At 71.6% G+C, this 19,127-nt stretch carries 15 protein-coding genes and 1 riboswitch; of the genes, 6 read left to right on the top strand and 9 right to left on the bottom strand.

Annotated features, from left to right (window positions below; translation table 11 throughout):
- Positions 1–13: 13 nt before the first annotated feature.
- The 3 genes from BJP60_RS03385 to BJP60_RS03375 form a co-directional block, all read right to left on the bottom strand.
- A complete protein-coding gene (locus BJP60_RS03385) occupies positions 14–1,186 on the bottom strand; it encodes a 4-hydroxybenzoate 3-monooxygenase (protein WP_203137572.1) in 1,173 nt (390 codons plus the stop codon).
- A 101-nt stretch (positions 1,187–1,287) separates the two neighbouring features.
- On the bottom strand, positions 1,288–2,040 hold the full coding sequence (locus BJP60_RS03380; protein WP_203137571.1) for an IclR family transcriptional regulator: 753 nt from the start codon (positions 2,038–2,040) through the stop codon (positions 1,288–1,290).
- A 137-nt stretch (positions 2,041–2,177) separates the two neighbouring features.
- Complete coding sequence (locus BJP60_RS03375; protein ID WP_203137570.1) at positions 2,178–4,034, bottom strand: phosphoenolpyruvate carboxykinase (GTP); 1,857 nt, start codon at positions 4,032–4,034, stop codon at positions 2,178–2,180.
- Between the two features lie 130 nt (positions 4,035–4,164).
- Here BJP60_RS03375 and BJP60_RS03370 point away from each other — a divergent pair, with 130 nt between their 5' ends.
- The gene (locus BJP60_RS03370) at positions 4,165–5,622 is read left to right on the top strand and encodes an XRE family transcriptional regulator (RefSeq protein ID WP_203137569.1); all 1,458 of its coding nucleotides are present in this window, start codon (positions 4,165–4,167) and stop codon (positions 5,620–5,622) included.
- A gap of 127 nt (positions 5,623–5,749) precedes the next feature.
- Here the strand turns inward: BJP60_RS03370 and BJP60_RS03365 are convergent, their stop codons facing one another.
- Together BJP60_RS03365 and glyA are read right to left on the bottom strand one after the other, a co-directional pair.
- Complete coding sequence (locus BJP60_RS03365) at positions 5,750–6,631, bottom strand: bifunctional methylenetetrahydrofolate dehydrogenase/methenyltetrahydrofolate cyclohydrolase (RefSeq protein WP_203137568.1); 882 nt, start codon at positions 6,629–6,631, stop codon at positions 5,750–5,752.
- A 17-nt stretch (positions 6,632–6,648) separates the two neighbouring features.
- Positions 6,649–7,917 (bottom strand): serine hydroxymethyltransferase, encoded by a 1,269-nt coding sequence (gene glyA / locus BJP60_RS03360; RefSeq protein ID WP_203137567.1) that lies wholly within the window; start codon positions 7,915–7,917, stop codon positions 6,649–6,651.
- A gap of 34 nt (positions 7,918–7,951) precedes the next feature.
- Positions 7,952–8,035: riboswitch (ZMP/ZTP riboswitch) on the bottom strand.
- Between the two features lie 180 nt (positions 8,036–8,215).
- On the opposite strand from glyA, the gene BJP60_RS03355 reads away from it, so the two are divergent.
- The 3 genes from BJP60_RS03355 to BJP60_RS03345 all read left to right on the top strand — a co-directional run bounded on the left by BJP60_RS03355 (position 8,216) and on the right by BJP60_RS03345 (position 13,042).
- Complete coding sequence (locus tag BJP60_RS03355; protein WP_203137566.1) at positions 8,216–9,985, top strand: sigma-70 family RNA polymerase sigma factor; 1,770 nt, start codon at positions 8,216–8,218, stop codon at positions 9,983–9,985.
- A gap of 172 nt (positions 9,986–10,157) precedes the next feature.
- Positions 10,158–12,176, top strand: a complete 2,019-nt coding sequence (locus BJP60_RS03350) for a sigma-70 family RNA polymerase sigma factor (protein ID WP_203137564.1) — start codon at positions 10,158–10,160, stop codon at positions 12,174–12,176.
- A complete protein-coding gene (locus BJP60_RS03345; RefSeq protein ID WP_238439535.1) occupies positions 12,173–13,042 on the top strand; it encodes an alpha/beta fold hydrolase in 870 nt (289 codons plus the stop codon). The genes BJP60_RS03350 and BJP60_RS03345 overlap by 4 nt, the downstream gene beginning before the upstream one ends.
- Here the strand turns inward: BJP60_RS03345 and BJP60_RS03340 are convergent.
- Positions 12,977–14,881 carry a helicase HerA-like domain-containing protein gene (locus tag BJP60_RS03340; protein WP_203137561.1) on the bottom strand — a complete coding sequence of 635 codons (1,905 nt, stop codon included), beginning with the start codon at positions 14,879–14,881 and terminating at the stop codon, positions 12,977–12,979. The two genes, BJP60_RS03345 and BJP60_RS03340, sit on opposite strands and share 66 nt — an antisense overlap.
- Positions 14,882–14,891: 10 nt before the next feature.
- On the bottom strand, positions 14,892–15,554 hold the full coding sequence (locus BJP60_RS03335) for a phosphatase PAP2 family protein (RefSeq protein WP_203137560.1): 663 nt from the start codon (positions 15,552–15,554) through the stop codon (positions 14,892–14,894).
- 103 nt (positions 15,555–15,657) lie between these two features.
- Here BJP60_RS03335 and BJP60_RS03330 point away from each other — a divergent pair, with 103 nt between their 5' ends.
- Both BJP60_RS03330 and BJP60_RS03325 read left to right on the top strand, forming a co-directional pair.
- Complete coding sequence (locus BJP60_RS03330; protein WP_203137559.1) at positions 15,658–16,341, top strand: DUF3105 domain-containing protein; 684 nt, start codon at positions 15,658–15,660, stop codon at positions 16,339–16,341.
- On the top strand, positions 16,341–17,000 hold the full coding sequence (locus BJP60_RS03325) for a DUF305 domain-containing protein (RefSeq protein ID WP_203137558.1): 660 nt from the start codon (positions 16,341–16,343) through the stop codon (positions 16,998–17,000). Before BJP60_RS03330 ends, BJP60_RS03325 begins: the two co-directional genes overlap by 1 nt.
- Before the next feature lie 33 nt (positions 17,001–17,033).
- Here BJP60_RS03325 and BJP60_RS03320 read toward each other — a convergent pair whose 3' ends face one another.
- On the bottom strand, positions 17,034–17,993 hold the full coding sequence (locus BJP60_RS03320) for a carbohydrate ABC transporter permease (RefSeq protein WP_203137557.1): 960 nt from the start codon (positions 17,991–17,993) through the stop codon (positions 17,034–17,036).
- Positions 17,993–19,126, bottom strand: a complete 1,134-nt coding sequence (locus tag BJP60_RS03315) for a carbohydrate ABC transporter permease (RefSeq protein WP_203137556.1) — start codon at positions 19,124–19,126, stop codon at positions 17,993–17,995. The genes BJP60_RS03320 and BJP60_RS03315 overlap by 1 nt, the downstream gene beginning before the upstream one ends.
- Position 19,127 lies beyond the last annotated feature (1 nt).

The following is a 19,127-nucleotide window of genomic DNA, read 5'->3' as shown; positions in this document are numbered from 1 at the left end:
CAGCACGGCCGGCTCAGCGCGCGAGCGGCCAGCCGGTGTAGGCCTCGGCGAGGTACGCCCGGCCGTGCTCCGACTCGACCACAGAGCGGAGCTCCCCGACCTGACGCCGGCGATCGAAGTCGCTCGCGTCGGGCGCGACGTGCAGCATGCTCGTCATCCACCACGAGAAGTGCTGCGCCTTCCAGATCCGCGCGAGCGCGCGCTCGGGGTAGGCGTCGAGCAGCCGCTCGTCCCGCTCGTGCAGGAGGGCGCGGAGCGCGTCGGCGAGCAGCACGACGTCGGCGACCGCGAGGTTCATGCCCTTCGCGCCGGTGGGCGGCACGGTGTGCGCGGCGTCGCCGACGAGCACGACCCGGCCCCGGCGCAGCCGGTGCGCGACGAAGCTGCGGAACCGCAGCACGTCGCGCTGGAAGATCGGCCCCTCGTTGAGCGTCGTGCCGGGCACGCGCGCCTGCAGGATGTCCCACAGCTCGCGCTCCGAGAACCGCTCCGGGTCCTCATCCGGGTCGCACTGGAAGTACATCCGCTGCACGGTGGCGCTGCGCTGGCTGATCAGCGCGAAGCCGTCCGGCGAGTTGCTGTAGATCAGCTCCTCCGCCGACGGCGGTGCCTCGCACAGCACTCCGAACCACGCGAACGGGTACTCGCGGTAGAAGCCGCCGTGCGATCCGGTCACGGTCTCGCGCGTCACGCCGCGCGATCCGTCCGATCCGACGACGACGTCCGCCTCGATCTCGATCCGCTCGCCGTCCGGGCCCGTCGCGATCACGCGCGGCCGTTCGGTCTCGGCGTCCTCCACCGCCACCGCGCGCACGCCGAACCGCAGATCCTGACCGGCCGCGGTCCGTGCCGCGATCAGGTCCTTGAGGACCTCGTGCTGCGGGTAGAGCCACACGCCGCGCCCGACCGAGGCCGCGAAGTCGATGCGGTGCCCCTCACCCTCGAACCGCAGCTCGATGCCGTCATGCCGGCTGCCGGTCGTCGTCACACGGTCGGAGGCGCCCGTCTCCCGCAGGATCTCCACGGTGCCCTGCTCGAGGATCCCGGCGCGGATCGTCGTCTCGACCTCCTCGCGCGAGCGCGACTCGATCACGATCGACGCGATGCCCGCCCGATCCAGCAGGTGCGACAGCAGCAGGCCGGCGGGCCCCGCTCCCACGATCGCGACGGCGGTGCGTTCGGTCATGTCATCTCCTTCGACGGCTCACCCGGCACCGCTGCCGGGTCCCTCCCGAGTCTCGCTGGGGCTCGGAGCGCGCACCAGCGGTTGCCCGTTGAACGGGAAGCTCAGCCGACCGGTGCGTCGAGCCCGCGCGCGATCGCCGCGGCGGCGCGGCGCAGCTCGTCGGCGGCGCCCGCGCTCGGGGCATCGCGCGGCAGGATCACCGACAGCGCCGCGATCACGCGGCCGCGCTGGCGGATCGGGACGGCGATGCCGGTCGACACCGGCTCGACGAAACCGTGGGCGACGACGATCCCCTCCCGGCGGATCCGCGCGAGCATGGCGCGCAGGTCGTCCGGATCCGTCACGGTCGCCGCCGACACCGCCTCGAGGGGCGCCGACAGCACACGCTCCTGGACGGCCTCTTCGGCGAAGGCGAGCAGGACGAGCCCGGACGACGACGCGTGCAGCGGCAGGCGCCCGGCGATGCGCGTGATGTTGGAGACGGCATCCGGATCGGACAGGCGCTCGAGGAACAGCGCCTCCCCCTGCTCGAGGACGGCGAGCTGCGTGTGCTCGCCCACGCGCGCCTGCACGCGCTCCATGTGCGGCAGCGCGACCTGGCGCAGCCGCAGCGCGCGGGACCCGCGCTGGGCGACCTCCCACAGGTGCATCCCGAGGTGCAGCCGCCCGTCGCCGTCGCGGTCGAGCAGTCCGGTCGCGACGAGCTCGGTCACGAGGCGGTGCGCGGTCGAGACGGGCAGCTCCGCGCGGCGCGCGATCTGCGACACGGTCTGCACCGAGCGATCGGCATCGAACGTCTCGAGCACCCGCACGATGCGTTCCGCGACGGATTCCCCGGACGGCGAGTTTGCCACCTGATCACCCTGCCAGACGTCAGAAGGAAAACGGCCCGCCCCCGGATCGGAAGAGGGGCGGGCCGTTTGTGGTGCGTCTGATCCGGGGCGTGTGCGGCGCCGGGTCCGGATCGTTCGCGGCGAAGGACCGTGTGCGGTCAGCCCTTCGCAGCCTGGAGGCGGGTGCGGAGTGCGCCCAGCTGCTCCCGCAGCTGCACCGGCGTCCGCTCCCCGAAGAGGGCGTAGAACTCCTCGGTCAGATCGGCTTCCTCGAGCCATGCGTCGGCGTCGATCGCGAACAGCTCGTCGAGATCCTGCTGCGGGACGTCGAGCCCGGAGAGGTTCAGGGATCCCGGAGCGGGCACGAGGCCGATCGGCGTCTCGACGGCCTCCGCCTCGCCCTGCAGGCGGCGGACGATCCAGTCGATCACGCGGGAGTTGTCGCCGAAGCCGGGCCACAGGAAGCGACCGTCCGCGCCGCGGCGGAACCAGTTGACCTGGTACACCTTCGGCAGCTCGGAGGCGAGGCCGCCCATCTCGAGCCAGTGGGCGAAGTAGTCGGCCATGTTGTAGCCGCAGAACGGCATCATGGCGAACGGGTCGCGTCGCAGCTCGCCGACCCTGCCCTCGGCCGCGGCGGTGCGCTCGGACGAGATGTTCGAGCCCAGGAACACACCGTGCTCCCAGTCGAACGCCTCGACCACGAGGGGCACGTTCGATGCGCGGCGTCCGCCGAACAGGATCACGTCGAGCGGTACGGCCTCCTCCCAGTCGTCCGCGATCGACGGCGCCTGGGCGGCCGAGACGGTGAAGCGCGAGTTGGGGTGCGCGGCGGGGCGGCCGGCGTCGGGCGTCCAGTCCTCGCCGCGCCAGTCGATCAGGTGCGCGGGCGCCTCGTCCGTCAGCCCCTCCCACCACACGTCGCCGTCGTCCGTGAGCGCGACGTTCGTGAACAGGACGTTGCCCCACAGCGTCTCGACGGCCGTGACGTTCGTCGACTCGCCAGTGCCGGGCGCGACGCCGAAGAACCCGGCCTCGGGATTGATGGCGTAGAGGCGGCCGTCCGCGCCGGGACGGATCCACGTGATGTCGTCGCCGAGCGTCTCGACCTTCCAGCCGGGGATCGTCGGGCGCAGCATCGCGAGGTTGGTCTTGCCGCAGGCGGACGGGAACGCCGCCGCCACGTGGTACGCCCTGCCCTGCGGGTCGATCACCCGGATGAGCAGCATGTGCTCGGCCATCCAGCCCTGGTCACGGCCGATCACCGACGCGATGCGCAGCGCGTAGCACTTCTTCGCCAGGATCGCGTTGCCGCCGTATCCCGAGCCGAACGACCAGACCTCGAGCGTGTCCGGGAAGTGCACGATGTACTTCTCGTCGTTGCTCGGCCAGGCGACGTCGTCATCGCCGTGGTGCAGCGGCGATCCCACCGAGTGGACCGTGCGGACCCAGGGCGTGCCCTGCGCGATGAGCTTCGTGACCTCGAGGCCGACGCGCGTCATGATTTCGATCGACGCGACGGCGTAGGGGCTGTCGGTGAGCTGCACGCCGAGCTGCGAGATCGGACCGCCGACCTTGCCCATCGAGAACGGCACGACGAACATCGTGCGTCCCCGCATGGATCCCTCGAACAGCGGCCGCAGGGTGGCGCGCATCTCGGCCGGCTCGGCCCAGTTGTTCGTCGGGCCGGCGTCCTCCTGCTTGTCCGAGCAGATGAAGGTGCGCGACTCGAGGCGGGCGACGTCGCCCTCGTCCGAGCGCGCGAGGTAGGAGCCGGGACGCTTCGCCTCGTCGAGCTTGATGAGCGTGCCGTCCGCGACCATCTGTGCCAGCAGGGCCTCGTGCTCCTCGGCGGATCCGTCGACCCAGTGGATGCGATCCGGCTTCGTCAGCGCCGCGATCTCCTCGACCCACGCCACGAGGGCGGCCATGCCGGGTCCCTCGATCGCCGGCTGGGCGCCGTGGTCCCCGAGGGGGCTGGTCGCGCGGGCAGTCGGGCTCTCGATGATGGCCATGCTCAGATTCCTATCCGTCTTTCCCTCGAGGGGAGAGTTGCGGGGGGCTTAACCAGGATCACTCTCCCGGCGCTCCGTTTTCACCCGACCTGGACCAAAAGAATGCTGATTCTTTAGATACGATGAAGGAATGACGCCCCGGGACGACCAGAAGACGGGCATCGAGCTCAAGACGCTCGGCCACCGCATCCGGCACTATCGGCTGCAGCAGGGCTTCACGCTCGACGAGCTCGGCGCGGCGGTCGGCGTGGCCGGCAGCCAGCTCAGCCTGATCGAGAACGGCAAGCGCGAGCCGAAGCTGTCGCTGCTGCAGGCGATCGCGGCGGCGACCGACACGGCCGTCACCGACCTGATCTCGGGCGAGCCGCCGAACCGCCGTGCCGCGCTCGAGATCGAGCTCGAGAAGGCGCAGTCCAGCTCGGTGTTCCGCAGTCTCGGGATCGCGCCCATCCGCGTCACGAAGACGCTCTCCGACGAGACGATCGAGTCCGTCCTCGGCCTGCACCGCGAGCTGCAGCGCAGGGAGAGCGAGGCGATCGCGACGCCCGAGGAGGCGCGCCGCGCCAACACCGAGCTGCGCCTGCGCATGCGCGCCAGCCACAACTACCTGCCCGAGCTCGAACAGCTCGCCGAGAAGCAGCTGCGCGCGGCGGGGCACACTCAGGGCGCGCTCACGCACCGCACGGTGAGCATCATGGCCGAGCAGCTCGGCTTCTCGCTCATCTACGTCGACGACCTGCCGCCGTCGACGCGCTCGATCACGGACCTCGAGAACGGCCGGATCTACCTGCCGCCGGCATCGATCCCCGGCGGCCATGGCCTGCGCTCCATGGCGCTGCAGGCGATGGCGCACCGCCTGCTCGGCCACAAGCCGCCGACGTCCTACGCCGACTTCCTGCAGCAGCGCCTCGAGATCAACTACTACGCCGCGTGCTGCCTGATGCCGCAGGCGAACTCGGTGGCGTTCCTGCAGCAGGCGAAGAAGGACCGCAATCTCGCGGTCGAGGACTTCCGCGACGCGTTCGGCGTCACGCATGAGGCCGCCGCCATGCGCATGACGAACCTGATGACCGAGCACCTCGGCATGCCGCTGCACTTCCTGCGCGTGGGCGAGGCGGGGCAGATCGAGCGCGTGTACGAGAACGACGGGCTGCCGCTGCCCGAGGACGTGACCGGATCCGTCGAGGGCCAGATCGTGTGCCGCAAGTTCGCCGCGCGCGACGCGTTCGATCAGCAGAACCGCACGACCGAGCACTACCAGTACACCGACACCCCGACCGGCACGTTCTGGTGCTCGACGCAGACCGGCGCGAGCGATCGCGGCGGCTTCTCGATCACGGTGGGCGTGCGCTTCGACGACGCGAAGTGGTGGCGCGGCCGCGAGACCCAGAACCGCGAGGTCTCGACCTGCCCCGACGAGAGCTGCTGCCGGCGCGCCCCCGACGCGCAGGCATCACGCTGGAAGGGCCGGGCCTGGCCGAGCGCCCGCGTGCACACGCACATCTTCGCTCCGCTTCCGCGCGGCCAGTTCCCCGGGGTGGACGAGACGGCCGTGTTCGCGTTCCTCGACCGCCACATCGACGCGTGAGCGCAGCCGGCGCCTCGCAGGGCGGGCGACCGGCGGGCTGACCACGCCCGGTTCTCAGGAGATCCCGCGTCCTCAGGACGGGGCCTCGCGATCCGCTCCTGAGAAGCCGGGATCTCCTGAGATCGCGTCAGGCGACGGAGCGCTCGGCGGCCTCGACGACGTTGGTCATCAGCAGCGCGACCGTCATGGGGCCGACGCCGCCGGGGTTCGGAGAGAGGTATCCGGCGACGTCCGCGACGTCCGGATGCACGTCGCCGTAGACCTTCGACTTCCCCGTCTCGGGGTCCGCCTCCCGCGTCACGCCGACATCCAGCACGGCCGCGCCGGGCTTGACGTCCTCGGCCCTGATCAGGTGCTTCACGCCCGCGCCGGCCACGATCACGTCGGCCTGGCGCAGGTACGGGCCCATGTCGGGCGTGCCGGTGTGCACCTGCGTCACGGTCGCGTTCACGTCGCGGCGCGTGAGCAGCAGCCCCATCGGGCGGCCGATCGTCACGCCGCGGCCGACGACCACGACGTGCTTGCCCTTCAGGTCGTATCCGTTGCGCGTGAGCAGCTCGATCACGCCGCGCGGCGTGCACGGCAGCGGCGTCGTGATGGGCTCGTTCACGTTCAGCACCAGGCGCCCGAGGTTGGTCGGGTGCAGTCCGTCGGCGTCCTTGGCGGGATCGATGCGCTCGAGGATCGCGTCGGTGTCGAGGTGCTTCGGCAGCGGCAGCTGCACGATGTACCCGTGACAGGACGGGTCGGCGTTCAGGTCGTCGATCAGCGCCTCGACCTGCTCCTGCGTCGCGTCCGCGGGAAGCTCGCGCTGGATCGAGTTCATCCCGATCGCTTCGGACTGCTTGTGCTTCATCCCCACATACAGCTGCGATGCGGGATCCGCGCCGACGAGCACGGTCGCGATGCCGGGCGTGACGCCCTTCTCCTTGAGCGCGGCGACGCGCTCTGCCAGTTCGTCCTTGATCGCCTTCGCGGTGGCGGTTCCGTCCAGCTTCTCTGCGGGCATGATCCGGAGCTTATCCGTCAGAGACCCGGGTACAGCGGGAAGGCGTCCGCTAGGCGCGCGACGCGCTCCCGCAGAGCGGGAACGTCCGCTCCCGGCTGCAGCGCCAACGCGATCACGTCGGCCACCTCGGTGAACTCCTCGTCGCCGAAGCCCCGCGTGGCGAGCGCGGGCGTGCCGATGCGCAGGCCCGAGGTCGTCATCGGCGGACGCGGGTCGTTGGGCACCGAGTTGCGGTTCACGGTGATGCGGATCTCGTGCAGCAGGTCCTCGGCCTGCTTGCCGTCGATCGCGGCGTCGCGCAGATCCACGAGCACGAGGTGCACGTCGGTGCCGCCCGAGCGGATCGAGATGCCCGCGTCGGCGACGTCCTCCTGCGACAGGCGCTCGGCGAGGATGCGCGCGCCGCGCAGCGTGCGCTCCTGACGGTCCTTGAACGCCTCGGTCGCCGCGAGCTTGAACGCGGTCGCCTTCGCCGCGATGACGTGCATGAGCGGGCCGCCCTGCTGGCCCGGGAACACGGCGGAGTTGATCTTCTTCGCGATCTCGGCGTCGTTGGTCAGGATGAAGCCCGAGCGCGGGCCGCCGATCGTCTTGTGCACGGTCGACGACACGACGTGCGCGTGCGGCACGGGGCTCGGGTGCAGGCCGGCGGCGACGAGGCCGGCGAAGTGCGCCATGTCGACCCACAGCAGCGCGCCCACCTCGTCGGCGATCGTGCGGAACGCCGCGAAGTCGAGCTGACGGGGGTACGCCGACCAGCCCGCGATGATGACCTTCGGCTTGTGCTCGAGCGCGAGGCGGCGCACCTCGTCCATGTCGACGAGGGAGGTGTCGGCGTCCACGCCGTAGGCGACGATGTCGTACAGGCGGCCGGAGAAGTTGATCTTCATGCCGTGCGTCAGGTGACCGCCGTGGTCGAGGGACAGGCCGAGGATCGTGTCGCCGGGGCGCGCAATCGCGTGCAGCACGGCCGCGTTGGCGGATGCGCCCGAGTGCGGCTGGACGTTCGCGAACCGGGCCCCGAACAGCGCCTTGGCCCGCTCGATCGCGAGCTCCTCGGCGACGTCGACCTCCTCGCAGCCGCCGTAGTAGCGGCGCCCGGGGTAGCCCTCGGCGTACTTGTTCGTCAGCACCGAGCCCTGCGACTCGAGGACCGAGACGGGCACGAAGTTCTCGGACGCGATCATCTCGAGGTACCCGCGCTGGCGATCGAGCTCGCGCTGCAGCACCTGCGCGATCTCGGGGTCGACCTCGGCGAGCGGAGCGTTGAACAGCGGATCGGTCATGCGATCTCCAGACGACGTTCGGGATGGGGAATCTCGCATCGGCCCAGGCGTGCGGTCGAATGCCGTCTCGGTCGCTTCCCGGTGGTGCACCACCTCAACGCCAGTCGCGACATCCTCAGTCTACCCGCACTCGCCGGGCGTCCCGCTCGATGGGAACAGGGGGTGATTCTCCCCGGGCACCCTATGACAATCGCCCGTTCTCGGTGAACAATGTGGGTCAGAAGGATGCGCACCCCCGCATCCGCGTTCGGGCGAAGCACTGCGCACGAGCGCCGCCGCTCCCCCGAAGCGAGACCACGTGCACGATTCCCCCGCCGCCGACACCACGGCCGACGCCGACCTGGTCCTGCGCTCGCGCTCGGGCGACGCCGATGCCTTCGCCGAGCTCTGGCAGCGCCACTACGCCGCGGGCGTGACCGTCGCGCGCTCGCTCACGTCGAGCATCGACCCGGACGATCTCGTGCAGGAGGCGTACACCCGCATCTTCCAGGCGATCCGGCGGGGCGGCGGACCCACGGGCGCGTTCCGCGCCTACCTGTTCACGGCCATCCGCAACACGGCCGCGTCCTGGGGGCGCAGTCGCCGCGAGTCGACCATCGACGAGCTCGAGACCGTGGCCGATCCCGCCTCGACCGAGGAGGCACGGCTCGCCGAGCTGGATCGCGGGCTCACCCACCGCGCCTTCCGCAGTCTTCCCACGCGCTGGCAGGAGGTGCTCTGGTACACCGAGGTCGAGGGCCTCGGTCCCGCGGAGGCGGCGCCGCTGCTCGGGATGAAGGCGGGCGCGGCCAAGCAGCTCGCGTTCCGGGCGCGCGAGGGCCTGCGGGAGGCGTGGATCCAGGCGCACATCGCGACCCTCGGCGAGGACTCCGAGTGCCGCTGGATCGTCGATCACCTGGGCGCGCACGCCCGTGGCAACCTCGCCGCCCGCAACCGGTCCCGCGTCGAGGCGCACCTGCAGGAGTGCGGGCGCTGCGAGATGGTCGCCGCGGAGGCGCGCGAGGTCGGCAGCCACCTCGCCCTCGTCGTGCTGCCGCTGGTCATCGGCGTGCCCGCCGCCGCGTCCTACCTCGCAGCGCTCGCGCGTGGCGAGCTCGCGGCCGTCGCGCTCGCGGCGATGCCCTCGGCCGTGATCGAGGGCGCCGTCACGGTCGGCGGCGGGGTGCTCGCCGCCGGTTCCGGCGCGGGCGCGACCGCCTCTGGCGGCACGGCAGGTGCCGCCGGAGCGGCAGCAGCGTCGAGCGCCGCGGCCGGTGCCGCTTCGGCCGGCGTGTTCTCACTGAGCGGCCTCGTCGGCGCGGGCGTCACGACCGCGAGCGTCGCGGGCGCGCTGCTCGCCGTCACGGTGGTGCCGTCGCTCGCGCCCGCGAGCGCGACCGAGCCCGGATCGTCCGTCACGGTGCAGAGCGACGACGACGGGCGCGGGTCGCTTCCCGCCGAGAAGGACGCCACCGGACCGGTGTCCTCGCGCGTCGATCCGTCGGCCGTCCCGGACTTCCCTGATGCCGCGGGCGTTGACTCCGCGGCCGACGACTTCCCCGCCGCGGATGCGCCGGTCTCCGACTCCGCGACGGATCCGGTTCCTCCGACGACCACCGAGCCCGCATCGACGCAGCCCGGCGCCGCCGATCCGGGTCCGACGCAGGCCGCCACGCCGCCGGCCGCCCAGCCGGCCGCTCCCGCGGGCGGTGCTCCCGCGGGTCAGGGCGGCGCGGGCGTCGAGGTCCCCGGGGTCGCGCATGTCGACGTGTCGGTCGGCTCCAGTGGCGCGGCCGTCGGCGCGGACGTCGCGGGAGGAGCGGTCAAGGCCGACGTCACGGTCGGCGGCGGCTCCGTCGACGTGGGCGCGGATGTGGCCGGCGGCGCCGTGAAGGCGGATGTCCAGGCCGGCGGCGGCGGCGTCTCGGTGGGCGCGGGCGTCGGAGGCGTCGATGCGGACGTCGAGGTCGGGGTGGACGACGGCGTGAAGGTCGGCGCCGACGTCGCGGGCATCGAGGTCGGAGTGTCCGTCGGCGGCGACGACGGTCTGCTCGGAGTGGACCTCGGCCTCGGCGGCCTGCTGCGCTGACGGGGCCGCGGGTTCTCCCCCTCTCGCACACGGGCCGTAACGCAGAATCTCCCGAAAGCGCGGCCGAGCGGTGGCCGCGGCACGGGCATCCGGTGACAATGGATGCGGCGTGATTCGACGGCGGATCGCGTCGCCACCCGAGATCACCGCCGCACCCTGCGATCCGACCGATATGACCACCCACGACGCCCACGACGTCTCCGAGGCGGCGCCCGACGCCGACCTCGTGCTGCGCTCGCGCTCCGGCGACCGCGACGCGTTCGGAGAGCTGTGGCGACGGCACTACCGCTCGGCGATCGTCGTCGCCCGATCCGTCACCACGAGCATCGATGCGGACGACCTCGTGCAGGAGGCGTACGCCCGCATCTTCCAGGCGATCCAGCGCGGCGGCGGACCGACCGGATCCTTCCGCGCGTACCTCTTCACGTCCATCCGCAACACGGCCGCCGGCTGGGGGCGCGCCTCGCGCGACACCGCACTCGACGAGCTGGAGGCGCTCGTGGACCCGGGGACGACGGAAGACGCGACGATCGCGGCCCTCGACCGCAGTCTCACCCACACGGCTTTCCGCAGCCTGCCGGCCCGCTGGCAGGAGGTCCTCTGGTACACCGAGGTCGAGCGGCGGGGACCGGCCGACGTCGCGCCGCTGCTCGGGATGAAGCCCGTCGCTGTCGCCCAGCTGGCGTTCCGCGCGCGCGAGGGGCTGCGCGAGGCGTGGATCCAGGCGCACCTGAACGCCGTCGACGCCGGCTCGGAGTGCCAGTGGACGATCGAGCACCTCGGTGCCCACACGCGCGGCAATCTCGGCGCCCGCAATCGCGAGCGCCTCGACCGGCATCTGCGCGCATGTGCGCGCTGCACGATCGTCGCGAGCGAGGCCCAGGAGGTCGGAAGCCGGCTCGCCCTCGTGCTGCTGCCGGTCACGCTCGGCGTCTCGGCGACCGCCTCCTACCTCGCCGCGCTGCAGCGGGACGACGCCGCATCGGTCGCACTCGCGGCGATGCCCTCGGGGGTGGTCGAGGGCGCGGTCGTCGCCGGAGGCGTCACGATCGGCGCGACCGGGGGCGGACAGGGCTCGGCCGGCGCAGGTTCCTCGGGATCCGGCTGGACGGTCGGCGGGCTCGTCTCGGCCGGACTGGCGGCGCTGGGCATCGCGGGAACCGTCGCCGCGGCCTCGCTCGGGCTGCTTCCCGGCGGCGCGTCGCCGGCATCTCCCGGTGAGGCCGGGACTCACGCCGCGCCGCCCGCTGCGGAGGTCGAGGCGTCCCCCGAACTCGTGGACGCGCGCGGCACCGACGAGCCGACGCCGACCCCGAGTCAGAGCGCGCCGCCGTCGGCGCCGCCGTCGCGCGCGCCCCTTCCTCCGCCCGCCGTCCAGCCGACGGCCCCCGACGCGCCTTCGCCGTTCCGGCAGCTCACGGCTCCGCTCGCGCTGACCTCGGCGGAGCGCACCGCCGACGGCGCCGTCGCGATCGGCGTCTCCGGCGAGCCGTCCCGCGAGGTGCAGGTCTTCGCCCTGAGCGACGACCCGTCCGGCGACGGCGGATTCTCCGCCGGAGCGCCGCTCGCCGTCGCGATCGCCTCTCACGAGCCCCTGGCTCGCGCGACGCTCGGTGCGGACGGCACGGGGTCGCTGGCGTTCACGCTCACGCGCGCACAGGCGGTCGCCGACGTCACGCTCGAGGTGCGCTACGTCGAGGACACGGAGGGCATCGTCGCGTCGCAGCGCCTGAGCGAACTGTGGGATCTGCGCGAGAAGCTGCTCGCCGATCCTGAAGCGGCCGATCCTGCGCCCACGCCGAACGTCAGCGCGTCGCCCCCGCCGGAGCAGATCGCGGCGCCGACGCCGGAGGCGAGCGAGCAGCCCCCGGCCGATGCGCCGGAGGCGGCGCCGACGCCCGCACCGCAGCCCCTGCGGTTCGACGACCGCGGCCACTTCTGCGCGTCCGGCGACCCCACCGTCAGGCTCGGAGTGTCGGGCGAGCCGGGGACCGCGTTCGCGATCACGCTCCGCTCGTGGCCCGGCGAGGAGTTCGAGTCGCACGCCGAGGGCGTGATCGACGACGACGGCCTCGTCGAGGTCCCGTTCGAGCGGCGGGTCAGCGGGGTGCGCCTCACCGCGACGCTCTGGGACGGCGACGAGCAGGTCGACAGCGGCCGGCTCAGCTTCCTCATCCCGTGGTGTCTGTGAATCCCCGCTGGACGCGCGGCGACGCCGCGGCGCCCGACGGCACGCCGCTCGCGTACTGGACGGCCGGAGACGGTGATCCCGTCATCCTGATCGCCGGCCAGGCGGTCGAGCACGCCTCCTGGCGCATCGCGGCCGAGCTGCTGCTGTCCGCATCGGAGCAGTCCGGGCACCGGCTGATCGTGTTCGACCACCGCGGCACGGGGCGAAGCGGGCTCGGAGCCGCCGATCGCTACGACACGAGGCAGTTCGCGACGGATGTCGTCGCGATCCTCGACGCGGAGGGCATCGCCCGGGCGCACGTCGTCGGCCACTCGATGGGCGGACGCGTCGCGCAGTGGCTCGCGGTCGACGCGCCGGATCGCGTGGACAGGCTGGTGCTGGTCTCGACGTCGGCGGGCGAGCCTCACGGGTCGCCCCGCTCCCCCGAGATCGACGCGGCGCTGCGCTCGGGCGACCGCTCGCGCATCGCGGAGGTGTTCTTCACCAGGCATCCCGCGTGGTTCTCGCATCTGCTGGCGATCAGCGGCGATCCGAACGCGCGCGGTCGTCACTTCCGCGCGAGCCGGCGGCACGACGCGCTGGAGGACCTGCACGCGATCGCCGCGTCGACGCTCATCGTGCACGGCGCCGCCGACGAGATCGTGCCGGTCGACCACGCGCTCCTGCTTCATGACCGCATCGCGGACGCCGAGCTCGTGGTCGTCCCGGAGGCTCGGCACGGCATCCTGCTCGAGGGCGGCCCCGCGGTGCGGATCGTCGACCGGTTCCTGCGGGGCGCACGCGTCCAGGCGCCCCGCTGCTCAGCGACGGCCGGTGCCGAACATGCCCCGGATCACGCCGTTCAGCAGCGTCTGCGTCGTGCGTGAGCCGAGCACCCGCTCGAGCGTCGACTTCTCCGCGCGCGAGGACGTGCGCGTGCGTCCGGCGCCCGAGGTCCTTCTGATGATCCGCTCGTACTCCTGCCGGGCCTCCTTCTCGGCCGCCTTGTCCGCCTTCTCGATCTCGGCCTGCTGCCGTGCGAGCTCGGCCTCGGTCTCGGCCCGGCGCTGCGCCTCCTCGGCCGCGTTCATCTTCGCGGTCAGCATCTCGTACGCCGACTCGCGATCCACGCGCTCGCCGTACTTCGGCAGCAGCGGGGAGGCGGCGATCGCGGCGTCGATGCGCGCATCGGGCGACGGCTCCATGCGGCCCTGCGGCGCACGCAGGCGCGTCCACGCGACGGGCGTGGGCGCGCCGTTCTCGCTCATGACCGTGACGATCGCCTCACCCGTGCCGAGCTCCTGCAGCACGCGCTCGAGGTCGTAGCCGGACTTCGGGTAGGTCCTGACCGTCGCCCGCAGCGCCTTCGCGTCATCCGGCGTGAACGCGCGGAGCTGATGCTGCACGCGCGATCCCAGCTGCGCCAGCACGTCCTCGTGCACGTCCTTGGGCGTCTGCGTCACAAAGAACACGCCCACGCCCTTCGACCGGATGAGCCGCACGGTCTGCGTGATCGCGGAGAGGAAGTCCTTGGATGCGTCGCGGAACAGCAGGTGCGCCTCGTCGAAGAAGAACACCAGCTCCGGCTTGTCGGGGTCGCCGACCTCCGGCAGGGTCTCGAAGAGCTCGGCCAGCAGGTACATCAGGAACGTCGAGAACAGCTCAGGCCGGTCCGCGATGCCCGGCACCTCGAGCAGCGACACGATTCCGCGCCCATCGGGCGCCGTCCGGAGGAAGTCGGCCACGTCGAACTCGGGCTCGCCGAAGAACGCGTCGGCCCCGCCCTCCGCGAACGTGATGAGCTCGCGCAGGATGACACCGGCCGTCGCGCTGGACAGCCCGCCCAGCGCCTTGAGCTCCGGCTTGCCCTCGTCGCTCGTGAGGTACAGCAGCACCGACCGCAGGTCCTCGAGGTCGACGAGCGGCAGCCCGTTCCTGTCCGCGTAGTGGAACACGAGTCCGAGGCTCGACTCCTGCGTGTGGTTCAGCCCGAGCACCTTCGCCAGCAGCAGCGGCCCGAAGCCCGTGACGGTCGCCCGCACGGGCACGCCCTTGCCGATGCCGCCGAGCGCGAAGTACTCGACCGGCGCCGCGGCGGGCGCCCAGTCCTGCCCGATCCCCCGGGTGCGCGCGAGCAGTCTGCCGTTCGACTCGCCCGGCGTCGCCATGCCCGACAGGTCGCCCTTGATGTCGGCCGCGAACACCGGTACGCCCTTCGCCGCCAGCTGTTCGGCGAGCCCCTGCAGCGTGCGGGTCTTGCCCGTCCCCGTCGCTCCCGCCACGAGACCATGACGGTTCAGCATGCCGAGCGGGATCCGGATCTGCGCATCCGGCACCGCGTCGCCGTTCACGAGCGCGCCGATGTCCAGGGTCTCCCCCTCGAACGCGTACGCCGCGGCGATCGCCCGCGCGTCGTCCTGATCCAGAGGGCCTGATCCCGCCGGGCCGGCGGACGCCGGCGCCGCGGTTCGATCCGCCGCGGCCTCGACGCCGGCCGATCCGGCGGCGGACGAGGCGTTCTCGACGCCGGGCTCGGGATCGGCGGGAGCCGTCTCCGGGTCGGCCGCCTCCCCCGCCTCGGTCTGCGCCACGGCGGCCCACGCGGCCGCGAGCCGGGCCTTCGCCTGTGCCGCGTTCAGGGCCGCTTCGGCGACCTCCGCCTCTGCCTGCAGGCGGGCGAGTTCGGCCTCCGCGGCCTCGACGGCGGGATCCTTCTCGGCGCTCATGGCGCTCAGCCTAGCGACGCGCGTCGGCGCGGCCAGGGGTGCGGTGGACGCGCCGCTCGACGCTCAGGCCGCGGGCGAACGCCGCCGCGACGAGCAGCGCGACCCCCGATCCGATGAGCGCGCCGCCGAGCGTGTCCGTGAGCCAATGCGCAGACACGTACGTGCGCGCGAACGCCATGAGCGCGATCCAGCATCCGGCGAGCGTCGCCGTCCACCACCGCGGCAGGATGATCCACAGCGCGATCGTCACCGTGGCCGCGTTCGCGACATGGCCGGAGGGGAACGACCCGACGTCCGCGATCACCAGGATGTCCTCCGGCCGCGCCCGGCCGAGCACGTGCTTGAGCACCTGCACGAGAGCGGCACTCGCCAGCAGCGCCACGACGAGGTACCCGGCTCCCCACGGCCGGCGCGCCGCGAGCAGCACGGCCACGAGCGACAGCGGGATCCACAGCGTCGCGTACCGCCCGCCGCCCACGAGGTCCATGAACAGCGACACGGCCAGGGCCGGCCCGTCCGGCGTCCCCGAGAGGATCCCCTCCCACCACAGGTCGAACACGGTCGGATCGGCTCCGGGGAGCAGCAGCGCCGCACCGAGCGCGATGCCGACGGCCAGCAGGCCCACCCCCCACCACACCCAGGCGCGCGTGCGGGGGTCGCGACGTGCGCTCATCCGTGTCCGCCTCTCGCCGGGGGCCTCTGATGTTACGCGGGTCATAGGGTTCTCTGAGGCTTTGCAGGATGTCGCGGTGCATGCTGCCGCATAGGATCGTGGCGTGTCCCCGCAGAAGCAGTCCGGTAATCCCGCGCGCCAGGCCCAGATCGAGCAGAGCGTCAAGCAGCAGCGCGAGGCGAAGCGCCAAGAGAAGCTCGCCGACTACCAGCGGCAGCTGAAGAAGCGTCAGCGCGGCAAGCTGCTCTGGTGGGTCGTCGGCATCGTCGCCGTGCTCGCCGTCGTGGCGATCGTCGTCGCGTCGATCGTGTTCGCGCCCAAGTCGTACACGCCGGGCAGTGAGGGCGCGACGATCGAGGGCGTCGAGACCTATGAGCTCGCGTCCGACCACGTCGAGGGCACCGTGGAGTACGAGCAGAACCCGCCGGCGGGCGGCCCGCACAGCAGCGCCTGGCTCAGCTGCGGCGTCTACGACCAGCCGCAGCCGCTTGAGAACGCGGTGCACTCGCTCGAGCACGGCGCGGTGTGGATCACGTACGACCCCGCGCAGATCACGGGCGCCGACCTCGAGGCGCTGCGCGACCTCGCCCCGCGCACGTACTCGATCGTCTCGCCGTACGAGGGGCTCGACACCCCGATCACCGTCACCGCGTGGGAGCACCAGCTCAAGGTCGACGCGGTCGACGACCCCCGCATCGGCCAGTTCATCGAGGAGTACTGGCAGGGCGGCACCGCCCCCGAGCTCGGCGCCTCGTGCACCGGTATCGAGGGCCCCGGCAAGCTCTAGTGTCCGACGCGCAGTCCTCCAGCCGCCCTCCCGCCTGGGCGCTCATCGCGCTCGCGGTCGTGCTCGTCGCGGGGCTGGCGTTCGCGATCGGCCGCTTCTCGACCTTCGGTCAGAGCGCGTCGGGACCCAATGCGGCCGACATCGGCTTCGCCCGCGACATGCAGGTGCACCACGCGCAGGCGGTCGAGATGTCGATGATCCTGTACGAGGCGACCGAGGACGAGGAGCTCCGGCTCATCTCGTACGACATCGCCACGGCACAGGCGCAGCAGTCGGGCCAGATGTTCGCGTGGATCCAGGACTGGGGCGTGCCGCAGCGGGGATCCGACCCGCTCATGCAGTGGATGTCCCAGGACGGCGGTCACGGCCACGGCGGATCCACGGGCGCGCCCGCGACCGAGGACGAGCTGCGCGCCGAGATGGGCATGGCGAGCGACGAGGAGCTGGCCCAGCTGCGCGCGGCCACCGGCACGGCGAAGGACTGCCTGTTCACCGAGCTGATGATCCGGCACCACTCCGGCGCGATCGAGATGGTCGAGGCCGTGCAGGATCTCGGCAGCGATCCGGGCGTGCTGCGCACGGCGAGCGGCATGGCCGAGTCGCAGGAGCGGGAGATCCAGGCCCTGGAGTCCGTCCAGACCCGCCTCGCCTGCGGCTGAGGCCGAGGCCCCAGCCGCAGGACGTGCGGCGCGTCAGCCCTTCGCCGAGCCGGCCAGCAGGCCGCGGACGAAGTAGCGCTGCAGGAACAGGAACACCAGCAGCGGCACGATGATCGCGATGAACGCGCCCGCCGTGAGCAGGTGCCAGTCCTCGCCCCGCTGCCCCACCATCTGTGCGAGCAGCTTGGTGATGGGTGCCACGTTCCCGTCCGCGAAGATCAACGCCACGAGCAGGTCGTTCCAGACCCACAGGAACTGGAAGATCGCGAACGACGCGATCGCCGGCATGCTCAGCGGCAGCACGATGCGGAAGAAGATCTGCCCGTGCCCCGCGCCGTCCACGCGGGCCGCCTCGATCACCTCGCCCGGGATCTGCGCGATGAAGTTGTGCAGCAGGAAGATCGCCAACGGCAGGCCGAAGATCGTGTGCGCGATCCACACCTGCGCGTAGCCGGCCTGATCCGAGAACGCCTGGATGATCGGGAACCCGAACAGCTCACCCCGCGCGAACAGCTGCAGCAGCGGGATGAACGCCATCTGGATCGGCACGATCTGCAGGGCGAACACCAGCACGAACAGCAGGTTCCTGCCGCGGAACTCCATCCACGCGAAGCCGTACGCCGCGAGCGTCGCGAGGATGAGCGGGATGATCGCCGCCGGCAGGGTGATCGCGAACGAGTTCACGAACGCTCCCAGCAGGCTGAGACCACCCGTGGAGGTGTTGAGCGCCTCGGCGTAGTTCTCGGTCGTCCAGCCCCAGTTCTGCAGCGCCGTCCACCATCCGGTGGTCTGGATCTCCACTCGGGGCCGGAACGACGACACCAGGATGCCGAAGGTCGGGATCGTCCAGATCGCCGCGATGATGATCGCCGCGATCGTGGCCCACGGCGACGTCAGACGCCGCTTCGCATCGCCGAGCGTCGGACGCGCGCCGCCCTTGGCCGTGGTGGTCACCGCCTGGGTCGTGGCGACGACCTCTTCCGTGGTGGCCATCAGCGCACCTCCCTCTGTGCCTTGAGCTGTCGCGCGTTGTAGATCACCAGCGGCAGCACGAGGATGAACAGGATCACGGCGTACGCCGCCGACCTGCCGGGCTCGAAGCTGCGGAACTGCTGATACATCTCGTTCGCGAGCACCGACGTGTTGTTCGCGCCGGCGGTCATCGTGCGCACGATGTCGAAGATCTTCATCGACGCGATCGCGATCGTCGTCAGCACCACGACCAGCGAGGGCCGGATGCCCGGCACGACGACGTTCATGAACCTCTCGTACGCGTTGGCGCCGTCGAGCTCCGCGGCCTCCATCTGCTCGGTGGGCACGCCCTTGATCGCCGCCGACAGCACCACCATGGCGAAGCCGGTGTAGATCCAGATGAACACCACGATCAGCGCGAGCGTGTTCCAGGGCTGCACCTGCAGGAAGGGAACGGGGCTCCCTCCGAGCCACACGATGATCTGGTTCACGAAGCCGATCTGCTCGGCATCCACCGGACGCGCCGTGTACATGAAGCGCCAGATGATCGACGCGCCCACGAAGGAGATCGCCATCGGCAGGAACACGAGGATCTTGTAGACCTTCTCCCCGCGCGTCTTGTCGATGAAGTACGCGTAGATGAGCCCGATCACGGTCGACACGACGGGCGCGATCAGCACCCACACGATCGTGTTGACGACGGTGCGGATGCCCTGCGGCTGCGTGAAGATCCACACGAAGTTGTCGAGCCCGATGAAGGTGTCGCCGCGCGAGTTGAACATGGACTGCACGAGCGTCTGCACGACCGGCAGCACGAGACCCACCAGCAGCAGGATGAGCGCCGGAGCCAGGAAGCCGAACAGCTGGAACAGCGACCCCACGCCGCCGCGGGCGCGCTGGTCGAGCCAGAAGAACAGCAGTCCGAGCACGCCGGCCGCCGCGATGGCCCACCAGTACGACTGCAGGATCCACATCACGGCGAGCGGGAAGATCACGCACGCGGCGAGCCGGGCGATGGTGTACGCCCGGCCCGCGCGCGGCGCGATCTCGATGAAGAACAGCAGCACCGCCACCGCGATCAGGAAGACCCCGATGATGATCGGGATCTCAAGCCACGGCGAGAGAGTGCTGAGCCAACCGAGGAAAGCGGCCATG

Origin of the sequence: Microbacterium sp. JZ31 (assembly GCF_016805985.1) — a bacterium.
GTDB lineage: Bacteria > Actinomycetota > Actinomycetes > Actinomycetales > Microbacteriaceae > Microbacterium.
The sequence above is the reverse complement of the archived record's forward strand: the minus strand, read 5'-3'. Positions and strand labels throughout refer to the sequence as shown.